Source organism: Rhodoferax sp. P1_F3, from assembly GCF_056405715.1.
This window is the reverse complement of record NZ_JBFUBO010000021.1, coordinates 1-12,782: the sequence shown is the minus strand read 5'-3', so window position 1 is coordinate 12,782 and position 12,782 is coordinate 1. Positions and strand designations below refer to the sequence as shown.

The 12,782-nt window shown below is 53.3% G+C and carries 16 protein-coding genes; 14 read left to right on the top strand and 2 right to left on the bottom strand.

Going from position 1 to position 12,782, the window contains the following annotated elements; all coding sequences use genetic code 11:
* The first annotated feature begins 79 nt into the window (after nucleotides 1-79).
* Genes AC1DZ5_RS20990 through fliR form a run of 7 tightly spaced genes read left to right on the top strand, consistent with a single transcriptional unit; the run spans nucleotide 80 to nucleotide 4,306 of the window.
* Entirely contained in the window at nucleotides 80-655 is a 576-nt protein-coding gene (locus AC1DZ5_RS20990; protein WP_477892662.1) for a flagellar basal body-associated FliL family protein, read from the top strand.
* An 18-nt stretch (nucleotides 656-673) separates the two neighbouring features.
* Nucleotides 674-1,678, top strand: coding sequence for a flagellar motor switch protein FliM (gene fliM, locus AC1DZ5_RS20985; RefSeq protein WP_310346929.1), 1,005 nt, complete (start codon nucleotides 674-676; stop codon nucleotides 1,676-1,678).
* Nucleotides 1,668-2,117 (top strand): flagellar motor switch protein FliN, encoded by a 450-nt coding sequence (fliN, locus tag AC1DZ5_RS20980; RefSeq protein ID WP_477892660.1) that lies wholly within the window; start codon nucleotides 1,668-1,670, stop codon nucleotides 2,115-2,117. The genes fliM and fliN overlap by 11 nt, the downstream gene beginning before the upstream one ends.
* Nucleotides 2,118-2,130: 13 nt before the next feature.
* The gene (locus tag AC1DZ5_RS20975; protein ID WP_477892658.1) at nucleotides 2,131-2,454 is read left to right on the top strand and encodes a FliO/MopB family protein; all 324 of its coding nucleotides are present in this window, start codon (nucleotides 2,131-2,133) and stop codon (nucleotides 2,452-2,454) included.
* A 45-nt stretch (nucleotides 2,455-2,499) separates the two neighbouring features.
* Nucleotides 2,500-3,246: a flagellar type III secretion system pore protein FliP gene (gene fliP, locus AC1DZ5_RS20970; RefSeq protein WP_477892700.1), complete on the top strand. Its 747-nt coding sequence runs from the start codon at nucleotides 2,500-2,502 to the stop codon at nucleotides 3,244-3,246.
* A 10-nt stretch (nucleotides 3,247-3,256) separates the two neighbouring features.
* Entirely contained in the window at nucleotides 3,257-3,526 is a 270-nt protein-coding gene (gene fliQ, locus AC1DZ5_RS20965) for a flagellar biosynthesis protein FliQ (RefSeq protein ID WP_310346936.1), read from the top strand.
* 12 nt (nucleotides 3,527-3,538) lie between these two features.
* On the top strand, nucleotides 3,539-4,306 hold the full coding sequence (gene fliR, locus AC1DZ5_RS20960) for a flagellar biosynthetic protein FliR (RefSeq protein ID WP_477892656.1): 768 nt from the start codon (nucleotides 3,539-3,541) through the stop codon (nucleotides 4,304-4,306).
* Between the two features lie 11 nt (nucleotides 4,307-4,317).
* Here the strand turns inward: fliR and AC1DZ5_RS20955 are convergent, their stop codons facing one another.
* Nucleotides 4,318-4,947: a response regulator gene (locus AC1DZ5_RS20955; RefSeq protein ID WP_310346941.1), complete on the bottom strand. Its 630-nt coding sequence runs from the start codon at nucleotides 4,945-4,947 to the stop codon at nucleotides 4,318-4,320.
* Nucleotides 4,944-6,068, bottom strand: coding sequence for a sensor histidine kinase (locus AC1DZ5_RS20950; RefSeq protein ID WP_477892653.1), 1,125 nt, complete (start codon nucleotides 6,066-6,068; stop codon nucleotides 4,944-4,946). The genes AC1DZ5_RS20955 and AC1DZ5_RS20950 overlap by 4 nt, the downstream gene beginning before the upstream one ends.
* 178 nt (nucleotides 6,069-6,246) lie before the next feature.
* Here AC1DZ5_RS20950 and AC1DZ5_RS20945 point away from each other — a divergent pair, with 178 nt between their 5' ends.
* The 7 genes from AC1DZ5_RS20945 to AC1DZ5_RS20915 all read left to right on the top strand — a co-directional run bounded on the left by AC1DZ5_RS20945 (nucleotide 6,247) and on the right by AC1DZ5_RS20915 (nucleotide 12,541).
* On the top strand, nucleotides 6,247-6,690 hold the full coding sequence (locus AC1DZ5_RS20945; protein ID WP_310346946.1) for a hypothetical protein: 444 nt from the start codon (nucleotides 6,247-6,249) through the stop codon (nucleotides 6,688-6,690).
* Between the two features lie 50 nt (nucleotides 6,691-6,740).
* Entirely contained in the window at nucleotides 6,741-7,103 is a 363-nt protein-coding gene (locus AC1DZ5_RS20940) for a response regulator (protein WP_310346949.1), read from the top strand.
* A 40-nt stretch (nucleotides 7,104-7,143) separates the two neighbouring features.
* The gene (locus AC1DZ5_RS20935) at nucleotides 7,144-9,261 is read left to right on the top strand and encodes a chemotaxis protein CheA (RefSeq protein ID WP_477892650.1); all 2,118 of its coding nucleotides are present in this window, start codon (nucleotides 7,144-7,146) and stop codon (nucleotides 9,259-9,261) included.
* A gap of 24 nt (nucleotides 9,262-9,285) precedes the next feature.
* Nucleotides 9,286-9,774, top strand: coding sequence for a chemotaxis protein CheW (locus AC1DZ5_RS20930; protein ID WP_310346955.1), 489 nt, complete (start codon nucleotides 9,286-9,288; stop codon nucleotides 9,772-9,774).
* A gap of 99 nt (nucleotides 9,775-9,873) precedes the next feature.
* Nucleotides 9,874-10,686, top strand: coding sequence for a CheR family methyltransferase (locus AC1DZ5_RS20925; RefSeq protein ID WP_477892698.1), 813 nt, complete (start codon nucleotides 9,874-9,876; stop codon nucleotides 10,684-10,686).
* Between the two features lie 57 nt (nucleotides 10,687-10,743).
* Nucleotides 10,744-11,448 (top strand): chemoreceptor glutamine deamidase CheD, encoded by a 705-nt coding sequence (cheD, locus tag AC1DZ5_RS20920; RefSeq protein ID WP_477892696.1) that lies wholly within the window; start codon nucleotides 10,744-10,746, stop codon nucleotides 11,446-11,448.
* Between the two features lie 7 nt (nucleotides 11,449-11,455).
* Complete coding sequence (locus AC1DZ5_RS20915; protein ID WP_477892648.1) at nucleotides 11,456-12,541, top strand: protein-glutamate methylesterase/protein-glutamine glutaminase; 1,086 nt, start codon at nucleotides 11,456-11,458, stop codon at nucleotides 12,539-12,541.
* The last annotated feature ends 241 nt before the right edge of the window (nucleotides 12,542-12,782 follow it).

Here is a 12,782-nt window from a genome sequence, read left to right as displayed (position 1 = left end):
AAATCCTCCTCTTTATTCGTGCTTCGCCCGGTGGGGCTAGATGAATAATGTTCTGAATTGTTGCAATTAAGGAATCGCAGTGTCAGCAAAACCCGAAGCGGCCGATGCCGGCAAAGCCCCGGCCAAAAGCAAAAAGATGCTGATCATCATCGTGGCAGCAGTGCTGGTATTGGTTCTGGGCGCAGGCGCTGCATTCTTCGTCATGAAGCAGCGTGCTGCTGCAGATGATGGGGAAGATGCGGCACCTGCCAAGGCGGCCGCCCATGTGGACCCGAAAGCCATACCAGCCTATCTGCCTTTGGATGCCATGGTTGTGAATTTGGCAGATCCTGGTGGAGAGCGGGTTGCACAAATCGGGATTACCCTGGAGGTGCAGGATGCGCACTCCTCGGATACGGTGAAGGCCTACCTGCCGGCCATTCGCAGCAGCATTTTGATGCTGATTTCGCAACGCACGGCCGAAGAGTTGTTAAAGCCAGAAGGCAAGGAAAAACTGGCCAAAGATATTTTGCGGGAAGCCGCTGTGCCCTTTGGTGGGGGTGATGACGACGAGCACGAAGAAGAAGCGGCGAGCACCAAGAAAAAGAAGCGGAAGGTCGTCCACGTGGAGTACCCCGTGAAAGGTGTTTTGTTTTCTAGTTTTATTGTTCAGTAGGGTGTCACAGGAAGTTCTATGAGTGAATCATTTCTTTCCCAGGAAGAAGTTGACGCACTCCTCGAAGGCGTCACGGGCGAAAGCCAAAAGACGGTAGAGGAGGCGGCGGAGCATGGCGAAGTCCGCTCGTACAACATTTCCAGCCAGGAAAGAATCGTCCGTGGCCGCATGCCGACGATGGAAATCGTCAACGAGCGTTTTGCGCGGAATTTGCGGGTGGGTTTGTTCAACTTCATTCGCCGTAGCCCCGAAATCTCGGTCGGGCCGGTTGCTGTGCAGCGCTACAGCGCTTTTTTGCGCGAGCTGGCAGTGCCAACCAACTTCAATATTGTGGCCATCCGCCCCCTGCGCGGTAGTGGGTTGATCGTGTGTGAGCCAGCGCTGGTGTTCGGCGTGATTGACACCTTGTATGGCGGTATTGGCAAGTTCCAGACCCGAATCGAAGGGCGCGATTTTTCCGCCACGGAGCAGCGCGTTATCAACCGCTTGGTCGATGTCATCACCACGGAATACAAAAAAGCCTGGAAGGGCATCTACCCCCTGGAGCTGGACTACCAGCGTTCGGAAATGCAGCCGCAGTTCGCCAATATTGCGACACCCAGTGAGATCGTGATTTCAACATCGTTTCAGCTGGAAATTGGCGATATCACGGGGGCTATTCACTTCAGTTTTCCCTATTCCACGCTGGAGCCCATTCGCGATGTGCTGTACTCTTCAACCCAGGGCGATTCGATTGAAGTGGACCGTCGGTGGGTCACAGTGCTGACGCGGGAGATTCAGGCGGCTGAAGTGACCATGGTGGCGGAATTGGCCCGGGCAGATGCTACGGTGGAGCAGCTGCTGGCGATGAAAAAGGGGGACTTCATTGAGTTGGACAGGCAACCGAAAATCCAGGCAACCGTCGATGGAGTTCCGATTTTTGAATGCCAGTACGGCACACACAATTCCAAGTATGCAATTCGCATAGACAAAGCGCTGCGAGGCAATGACCAAAACTGGTTGGGAGAACGAAATGGCATCTGAAGACAAACCCGACGAAAACGCCGCCCCGGCAGACGATGGAATGGCCGACTGGGCGGAGGCCCTGTTGGAGCAAAAAGCGACGGATTCCAGTGGAGGGGATGCCTCCTCGGGTGGGCCCTTGTTTGGCGAAGCCCCCAAACCATTTTCATCCTCATCCAGTGCGGACGGGCATGCCAATGACATCAATATGGTGCTGGATATCCCGGTGCAGCTCTCGGTTGAACTCGGTCGTACCAAGGTGCCTATCAAACACATTTTGCAGCTGGGGCAGGGCTCGGTGGTTGAACTGGATGCCTTGGCAGGGGAGCCCATGGATGTGTTGGTCAATGGCTATTTGATCGCACAAGGTGAGGTGGTGGTGGTGAATGACAAGTTCGGTATTCGCCTTACCGACGTGGTGACACCTTCCGAGCGCCTGCGTCGGGTCAGCAAGAACTGATGGCGGCGCGGCGATGACGCAACAACTGCTACTGGTCGTGGCGTTTCTCGTTTTGTTGGCGTGCCTTCCATGGGCGTTGCGGAGGTTCAAACAGCGCTCCGGATTGTCCGGGGCTGAAGCCGCGGGACAGTCCCGGTTTATTTCCGCTGTTGCCGTAGGTCCCCACCAAAGGGTAGTGACGGTGGAGGTTGGTCCCGAGAATGCCCGCGTGTGGTTGACCTTGGGAGTGACGGCTCAGGCTATTCATTGTTTGCATACTGCGCCTGCGGCAACCGGGGGGCACGGTATGGAGTCAATGCGCGATTCGCTGGCCACGGTGCCCAAAACTCGGGAATAACATGGCTATTGCTGCATGTATGTCGGTGGAGGTCATTTGACCAAGATGGGCGTTTTACGCAAGAGCGTTTTGGGCCTGTGGGGCCTGGGTGCGTTGAGCATGGCCTATGCGCAGACGCCAGGGCAGTTGCCGTTGCTGGTCGGCACGGGGGGCGGCGGGCTGAGTTTTTCGGTGCCCATACAGACGCTGCTGTTCTTTACAGCACTTTCATTTATCCCCGCCATTTTGTTGATGATGACAGGATTCACACGCATCGTGATCGTGTTGTCCCTCTTGCGCCAGGCTTTGGGGACCCAGTCTGCGCCCCCCAACCAGGTGGTCGTTGGGCTTTCTCTGTTCTTGACCTTGTTTGTTATGGGTCCCACGTTTGATCGTATTTATGCTGATGCGTATGAACCTTACAGCCGCAGTGCGATTTCGTTCGAACAGGCGCTGGCCAAGGCGGAGGCTCCCATCCGCAGCTTCATGGTGAAACAAACTCGCCAGTCGGACTTCTCTTTGTTTGCCAAGCTAGCCAAGCTCGGCCCCGAAGTGAATGCAGACAACGCCCCAATTCGTGTACTGGTGCCCGCTTTTGTCATCAGTGAGTTGAAATCGGCCTTTCAAATTGGCTTCATGATCTTCATCCCCTTCTTGGTGATCGATATCGTCGTTGCGTCGGTGCTGATGTCTTTGGGGATGATGATGTTGTCGCCGGTTTTAGTGGCGCTGCCTTTCAAGCTCATGTTGTTTGTGCTGGCAGATGGTTGGAATTTGCTGATCGGCTCCCTGGCCGCCAGTTTTGTCACGTAGAGGCATCGTAATGAATGCACAGATGGTGTTGTCGATGGGGCAGGAAGCATTGCTGATGCTGCTAATGGTGTCCTCTCCGGTGCTGGGTGCCGCATTGCTGGTGGGGTTGTTGGTCAGTCTGTTCCAGGCCGTGACGCAAATCCACGAGGCCACTTTGGCATTTGTCCCTAAGCTGGTGGCCGTGATTGCAGTTTTTGCCATAGCCGGGCCATGGATGTTGACCATGCTCGTGGAATACATTCGACGCATGTTCGAAGCCATCCCTAGCTCGGTCGTTTAACGAAATGCTGCTGTGATTTCTTTCACGGAGGCGCAGATCGCGGCCTGGATTTCACCGATCCTGTGGCCGTTTTTGAGGGTTCTTGCCGTATTCACGTCGGCTCCTGTGTTTTCATCCAGGGCGTTTCCGATGCGTGCCAAGATTGCCTTGGCGATGTTTGTGGCGGTAGCATGCCAAGCCAGTGTCCCTGCTGGTGTGGCTTACAACGTTAATTCCCCTGAGGCATTGGTCGTTGTCGTCCAGCAAGTAGTTATCGGTTTGGCGATCGGGTTTGCTATCCGGTTAGTCTTTGCTGCTGTCGAGCTGGCGGGGGAAGTGGTGGGTTTCCAGATGGGGTTGAACTTTGCGGCGTTCTTTGACCCATCGTTGAATTCCCAGTCCAGCGCGGTAGCGCGTTTTTTCGGACAAATGGCGTCACTGCTGTTCGTCGTCATGAATGGGCATCTCATGGTTTTGATGGCAGTGACCAAAAGTTTTGAGGCATTTCCCGTGGGGCCACACTTTCTGGATGCTCTGGCATCCATGCAGCTTTATCGGTTAGGGACGGAGTTGTTTGCCAGTGCGTTGTGGATGGCGTTGCCTATGGTGGGGATGCTGATGTTTGCCAACTTGGCCTTGGGGATCATTTCCCGGGTAGCGCCTCAAATCAATATTTTCGCGGTTGGATTCCCCATTACGCTTGTGGTGGGGATTGTGGGTATCGCCATGACGTTGCCCATGCTGGACCAGCCTTTCGTGGCCCTGATGTCCCATGCCGTCGATGTATTTTCAGGCCACTGACGTTAGTGGCGCTAGACTAGTTCGTTGCGGATTGCGTAGACCGTCAATTCTGCGTTGTTCGTAAGCCCTAGCTTTTCCAGCAACCGTGCGCGGTACACGCTTACCGTTTTGGGGCTCAGCATGAGTTCTTCTGCGATATCTGACAGGCGCTTGCCCGAGGCAATTTTCAGTAAAGTCTGCAATTCGCGCTCAGAGAGTCTGTCGTGCAGGGATTCGCTGCTCGGCGTCGACAGCTGATCAACCAGCATGTCAGACACGCTGGCCGTCACGTACTTGCGACCACGGGCTACGGCTCGTACGGCTTCGACCAGCTCCACGGGGTCTCCCGCTTTGTTGAGGTAGCCATGCGCTCCAGCGCGCAGGCAGCGTATCGCGTATTGGTCTTCTGAAAACATGGAAACTACCAGCACACGGACCTGTGACTGGCTTTCGCGCAAGCTGGCCAGAACTTCCAGGCCGCTGCGCCCCGGCAAATTGATGTCCAAGATCAGAACGTCACAGGCCGTAACGCGCAAATGCTCTTTCAATTCGGCGTAGTTGCCAGATTCACCCACCACTTGCATGTCGACGCAATCGGCCAACGTATCCCGAATTCCCCGCCGTACCATGGCGTGGTCGTCACATAGCAAGACGCGAATCATGGCGCGGACTCCTGGCACTCAGCGTCTGATGTGTTCAGTGGAACGGTTAGCGTGATAGAAGTTCCGACCCCGACGCTGGAGCTGATGTCCAGCCACCCATTGACTGTCTTGGCGCGCTCCTGCAGGCCTCTGAGACCAAATGATTTCTCTTTTTGCAACGCCGTATCTGCCAGCCCGGGGCCGGTGTCGCTGATTTCTACAGTCAGAACGTCGCCTTGGTTTGAAATTTCAATTCGAACAGCACTTCCATCTGCATGTTTGACAATGTTGGTCAGCGACTCTTGCACGGTGCGATAGGCCGTTAGCAAAATGGGTGCGTCTAGGCGCATCGCGTCGCTGCTGGTCGTGAGTTGAACTCTGGAGTTCGTCCGTTCTTCGAAACCTTGAACAAGCCACTGTACGGACGCCAGCAAGCCCTGGTCCAGAATAGCCGGCCGCATATTGAGCATGATTCGCTGACTGGCCTCTATCGCATGCTGGATCATTTCTGTGGCTGTAGCGATATGATTTTGAAGGCCTTGGTCTTGGCTATGGCGAGATAGCCACGCCAAGTCCAGACGGACTGCCGCCAATGAGCCGCCGATGTCGTCATGAATTTCGCGTGCAATGGCGGCCCTTTCTTTTTCTATTGCCAACTGCAAATGGTGGGCAAATTCTGTAATGCGCCTTTCAGAGACAGCAAGCTCTCGGTCCGCCTTTTCTTTGGCTGCTTTGATGGACTGCATTTCCAGGGCGCGTCGAATGACACGGTCCAAAGACTGCAAGTTGTCTTTGTGCAGGTAGTCGCTGATCCCGCGTTGCACGGCATCTACAGCTGCGGCCTCCCCAATAGCTCCGGACAACAAGATAAACGGGGTGACCTTTCCCTCGCCCTGTACTACCGCCCATGCATCCATGGCATTGAACCCGGGAAGGCGGTAGTCTGCCAGGATGACGTCATATTCGCAGGTGTCGATTAGTGTTTTGAAGGCTTCCAGCGTATCTGCTCGGTCCATTTCGAATGAAAGGCCAGCTTTTTTAAGCGCTCGTGAAGTCAGGCTGTGGTCAGGTGTCGAATCCTCCAGATGCAGAATTCTTACGGGGCAACTGGGGCTGCCAAGGGCGGTGCTAGGCGCTATCATCTTTGCAATTATGAAGGCGCTTGTTGTTAGCCGGGTTGTCGACGCCAAAGGGCGTCAATCTTCCTGCTAATGTTTGCCAAATTTGGAAGAATCCTGCTACCCTAGACGTACAAAAGCCTCCATGATTCACAATCATGTGACAGATTGGTATAAAGACAGGCCTAGAGGAAGAATGACAATGGAATCATCGTTGACGACGCCTGCTGCTCCCGCCGTTCAGCTACCTGTCATGTTGGTTGCGGAAGTCCAAGACTCCTTGTTGGTCGTTGTGCACGATTTGACAAGGCTGGATGGTCTATTGGCGCATACCATGGAAAATCTCATGGAGCGCTTTACGACGGCCAGCGCTAATCTCGCATCACCTGCCCTGGGAGCGTCACAAGAGCTTGAGTTGGTTCGCAATACGTTGCGGGCGGCTGTCACTGAACTGCAATTCCAGGACATGGCATCCCAACTCATCGTGCACACTTCCAAAATTCTTCAGGGTTGTGCGTATCGCTTGGCGTCTGAGTCTATGGGCTCGGAAGATGGCGAGGCCGTGCCATTTGTGGAGGAGGTCCCTGAGCGGCCGAATCCCGTTACCCAGGATGAGATGGATGCAGGCTCAATTGAGCTTTTTTAAAAATCCACCCGATTTACTTCATTCATTCACAGGACATTCCGGAGTTCCTTATGCCTTTAATTCTTGCTGTTGATGATTCGCCCTCGATGCGCAAAATGGTTTCGTTCACATTGACCGGTGCTGGCTACCAAGTTGTTGAGGCTGTGGATGGGCAAGATGCCTATGAAAAGGCGCAGGCGCAGACATTTGATCTGGTGCTCACGGATCAAAACATGCCTCGTTTGGATGGCCTTGGGTTGACCCGCAAGCTGCGAGATCATCCTCAGTTCAAAACGATCCCCATACTGATGTTGACCACAGAATCCAGTGACCTGATGAAGCAGGCGGGTCGTGCTGCCGGCGCAACAGGGTGGTTGGTCAAGCCTTTTGATCCAGCGCGCCTCTTGGATGTCATTAAAAAAGTTATTCGTTAAACATTACCGTCCATTTGCTGGAAAAAAATAGGAGATTGACATGGCTGAGACCCATCAAGACAGCGGCGGAGCGGGCGGTGACTTCGACTTAAGTCAGTTTTATCAAATCTTCTTTGAGGAAGCTGGAGAAAACCTAGATCAGATGGAGCAGATGCTGCTGAACCTGAACCTAGAGACGGCGGATGACGAAGAGTTGAACGGCATCTTTCGTTGCGCGCATTCCGTGAAGGGCGGCGCTGCTACTTTCGGATTTGCTGACGTTGCTGAACTAACGCACCAGATGGAGTCGCTGTTGGATCGGCTGCGTCGCCATGAATTGCAGCCAAATGCTGCCATGGTGGATGTGCTTCTGGAGTCTGCCGATGCGTCCCGCAGTTTGTTGGCGCGACATCAAGCGGGCGATGAAGGAGATGCCATGCCTACGGGTGACTTGGTTCGCAGAATCAGTGAGCTGGCCGCGGGAGGTGCTCCTGCGCCCAAGGCGGCGTCTGCGCCAGTCCCTGCCGTTGTCGCGAAGCCGGTGCAGTCGGCGCCAGTGGCGCCTTCCTCTTCTTCGGGCTCCGGCAGAAGCATCGAAATCAAGATTGGTCCTTTAGAGCGGCCAGAGCAGGCCGATGCCATTAAGGAGTTGTTTCGAGATATTCCGGGACTTGGGCAGATTCATGTGTTGGAAAGTGATCGGGCCGATACCCGTATCTTTGCAGTTGAAACAAGCTCTACTGACGAGGACTTGCTGGATCTATTCGCTTTCCACGTATCTCGCGATAAGGTGATTATTTCAGCCGTTGAGAATGATGTTCATGCGGTTCCGGCCTCTCCCCAATCGGTAGATCAGGGGCAGGCAGAAGGAACGGCCTTTGGATTCTTTGATGGATCGCCTGGCGCACCATCGCAATCGGGCGTGCCAGAGTCGTCAGGTGGGGCTTTGGTGGTTGAGGCACTCGCGGCACAAAAGGCAGCGCCTAAGGCGCAGGCGGCTGCGGCTGCGCAGCCAGAGGCGGCCACAATTCGTGTGGCGATCAGCAAAGTGGATCAGCTCATCAATTTAGTGGGTGAGCTAGTGATTACCCAGGCTATGCTGGCGCAGAACAGCCGAGCTTTGGATCCGGCGATTTACCAACAGTTGTTGACTGGATTGGCAGATTTGGACCGCAATACACGCGACTTGCAAGAGTCCGTGATGTCCATTCGCATGATTCCCATGTCGATTGTGTTCAGTCGATTCCCTCGCATGTTGCGTGACTTGGCTGGCAAGCTCGGCAAGAAGGTGGATTTCGTCACGCAAGGCGAGGCCACCGAATTGGACAAGGGATTGGTTGAAAAGATCACAGATCCGCTAACCCATTTGGTCAGAAACAGCTGTGACCATGGTGTCGAAATGCCCGGCGATCGAATCGCTGCCGGCAAATCCGAAACAGGAACGATCACTTTGTCGGCGTCGCATCAGGGGGGGTCAATTGTGATTGAGGTGCGTGATGATGGGCGCGGCCTTTCAAGAACCAAAATTCTGAGTAAGGCTAAAGAGCGAGGACTGGATGTGTCTGACCAGATGTCCGATGCGGAAGTTTGGCAGTTGATTTTTGCACCAGGGTTTTCTACGGCAGCAGTTGTAACGGATGTATCCGGTCGTGGCGTTGGAATGGATGTGGTAAAGCGCAATATTGCGGCGCTCAACGGAACCGTGGAAATAGATTCTGCGGAAGGCTATGGCATGAAGGTGTCTGTGCGGTTGCCACTGACACTTGCGATCATGGATGGTATGTCTGTGGGTGTCGGCGAAGAAGTTTACATTCTGCCGTTATCTTCTGTAGTGGAGTCTTTCCAGGTGAAGGCGGATGCTGTGAGTACTGTCGGGCAAGGTTCGCAACTGGTCAAAGTCCGTGACGAGTACATGCCTGTGATTGAGTTGGAGAAAGTCTTTCAGATTCCCCGTTTCGACTTTGAAAAATCAAGCGACATCATGGTGGTGGTCGAAGCAGATGGCAGCCGAGTCGCTTTGCTGGTGGACGAGCTTCTGGGGCAACAGCAGGTGGTTGTGAAAAACTTGGAGTCCAACTACCGGAAGGTTCCCAATGTGTCTGGCGCAACAATTCTGGGCGATGGGAAGGTTGCATTGATTCTGGATACGGGCGCTTTGGTGCGTCGGTCTCGCCACTAAGCACTGCTACAAAAGGAGTTCGTCATGGGCATGATGGAAAAGCTGAATGAATTGACCGCTTCAGGCGCACGTGAGTATCTGACCTTCAGATTGGATCAGGAAGAGTATGGCATTGACATACTCAAGGTCCAGGAAATCAGGGGATACGAGCCCCCTACTCGAGTGGCAAACGCCCCTAATTTCATTAAGGGCGTTGTGAATCTGCGGGGAACGATCGTTCCCATTGTTGACATGCGTCTCAAATTCAACTGCTCTAAAGCTGAGTACAACTCCTTCACCGTCGTGATTGTGTTGAATCTTCGTAATCGGATCGTTGGGATCGTGGTGGATTCAGTTAGTGACGTGATGGAGTTGCCGCCCGAAAATTTGAAATCCGCACCAGATATAGATAGCGTAATCGACAGCGCTGCTGTATTGGGGCTGGGTTCTCTCGGGGATCGTATGTTGATTTTGTTGGACATCGAGCGACTGATGTCTGCACCTGAAATGGGGTTAGTGAGCGCGGTTGATTGAACGTGTCTGCGATGCGCGTTGCCTGAAATGATGAATATAGCAAGGACATCCGTGCGCGACAGTCGAGTAGATCAGTCCCCCGGCATAACTGCTGGAGAGATGCAAGGCAGAGAGTTTGCTTGGACGAATGCGGACTTCGATCAAGTACAAAAATTGATTTATCAAAGAGCCGGCATCAGCCTGCATGATGGAAAGCATGCCATGGTCTACAGTCGTCTGTCACGACGACTCAGAGACACTGGCTACCAGAGTTTTCGAGAGTATTTGAGTTGGTTGGAGTCTACGGATGGGCCTGAATGGCAAGAGTTCATCAATGCGTTGACCACCAACTTAACGTCTTTCTTTCGCGAGCATCACCACTTTGAGATTTTTGCCGATTACTTAAAAACGAAAGCACTTGGATCTGGATGCCGCGTTTGGTGCAGTGCAGCATCAACGGGGGAGGAACCGTATTCCATTGCGATGACGGCGATGGATGTTCTTGGCAGAGGGAAGTTTTCTTTAACTGCCAGTGATATCGATTCCAAGGTGCTAGCTACCGCGTCCCAAGGTGTCTACCGGTTGGAGTCGATGAAGGGAGTGTCTGCTGAGCTTGCGCGCAAGTTTTTTATGCGGGGCAAGGCAGGCAATGCCGGGTTGGTGCGCGTGAAGCCGGAGTTGCGGCAGTCAATTGATTTCGTGATCGTTAATTTGATCAAAGATGACTGGCCTTTCAAAGAGCCCTTCGACGCCGTCTTTTGTCGCAACGTCATGATTTACTTTGATGCTCCTACGCAGCGACGGGTATTGGAAAAAATACACCGCGTGATGAAACCCGGAGCATTGCTTTTTGTTGGCCATGCTGAGAATTTTAGTGATTCAAAAGACTTGTTTGTGTTGAAAGGGAAGACTGTTTACGAACGCTGTCGCTAGCTGCCTTCGCATTGGATCCATCCAATGGTGAACGCCCAAATTGAACCTACTTATCAAATGAACCTTCCTCAAAATGCAACAATTGCAAGCGGAGCCCGCTCCACGGTGGGTTTGGTTGCTCCTAAAGTACTAGCAAATGGTCGTGTATCGAAAGTTGACCAACTAAAATCCCAGCCGCGAAAGCCTGGAGAAGCGTCTTTTTTTTATGCGGATCATCATTTTCAGTACGATGCGGTAAAGGTTTTACCGGGTGAGTATTTCGTTGCCAATGAAGATCTGGTGATCATGACGGTCTTGGGTTCTTGCATCGCCGCTTGCATTTGGGACGGCAAGGCACGCACTGGTGGGATGAACCACTTCATGCTGCCTGATGGAGATAGTGCCGATGGTTCTGGGCGCTATGGCTCTTATGCCATGGAGTTGTTGATCAATGAGATGTTGAAATTGGGGGCTCGTCGCGAGAGCATGCAGGCCAAGATCTTCGGTGGGGCGCAAGTCATGGCCGGCTTCACCACGATGAACGTTGGCGAGCGCAACACAAAATTTGTGCTGGATTACTTGGCAACCGAGCGGATTCCCGTGGTTTCGCAAGACGTGCTGGACATTCATCCGCGCAAAGTGTGTTTCTTTCCTGTCAGCGGTAAGGCGTTGGTGAAGAGGTTAGCGCACTCCCATCCCGAAACACTGGCAGTGGAAGAGCGCAAAGGGAACGCACTATCGGTCGCGAAGTCCACTGCGGGTGGATCTGTTGATTTGTTTTGAATAACCAATGAAGAAAATTAAGGTTGTGGTTGTTGACGATTCTGCGTTGGTCAGGAGTTTGTTGGCTGAGATCATCAATAAGCAGTCAGACATGACTTGCGTGGGGGCCGCGAATGACCCACTGATCGCGCGTGAAATGATCCGCGACCTGAATCCAGACGTCATCACGCTAGACATAGAAATGCCCAAGATGGATGGCTTGGACTTTCTGGGGCGCCTCATGCGCTTGAGACCCATGCCGGTAGTCATGATCTCAACGTTGACGGAGCGGGGTGCAGAGGTGACGATGCGAGCCTTGGAGTTGGGTGCGATCGACTTTGTTGCCAAACCACGGATAGGTCTGACAGATGGCTTGAAAGAGCTTTCTACCAATATTGTTGAAAAAATCCGGATTGCGGCGGCTGCGCAAATCAAACGAGCTCCCCCTACGCAGGTGGTCGCGCGATCAGACGGATCGTCTGGCGGTAGTACGGCACTGAATGCACCGATTGGCCGGGTCTCTACAGAGAAGTTGGTGTGTATCGGTGCTTCTACGGGGGGGACGGAGGCCATCAAAGAAATTCTTACCCGTTTGCCCGCTGACGCCCCTGGCGTCGTGATAACGCAGCATATGCCGCCTGGATTTACGACTAGCTTTGCCACGCGCTTGAATAGCATATGCCAAATTACGGTGCAGGAAGCCGTGCATGGATCGCGCATTCTTCCTGGGCATGCCTACATCGCCCCTGGTGGTAAGCACTTCCGTATTGATCGCAGCGGTGCCAACTACGTGTGCGTGGTGGAAGAAGGAGAGTTGGTGAACCGTCACAGGCCTTCTGTGGAGGTCCTGTTTAAGTCGGCCGCAAAAATCGCAGGCAAGAATGCATATGGAATCATGCTCACCGGGATGGGGGGGGATGGCGCGAAAGCGATGAAGGAAATGAAGGATGCCGGTAGCTACAACTATGTGCAGGACGAGGCCTCATGCATTGTTTTTGGGATGCCTAGGGAAGCCATCTTGTGCGGAGCGGCAGATGAGGTCCTGCCCTTGCTAGATATTGCCCCTGCATTACTTCAACGTCTGAAAGGCTCCTCTGACAGATACCGGGTCTAGGCGTCAGAATCCCCTGCGCGCTTCAGATTTTCATGTTATAGTAGAAGGCTTCGGACGAAACAGGCTGAGAATTTTTAGAGGTGCTGAGCAACTCTAAAAAAAGCAAAAATCTTTTGCTTGATTTGACAGGGCTTCAAAAACTGTGTCATAATTCAAGGCTTCGCTGATCACAGCAAAGCAAACGAAACGAGATAAAAATTGTTTCAGATCATTAAAAATTTACAGCCGATAAGCGTGGGCG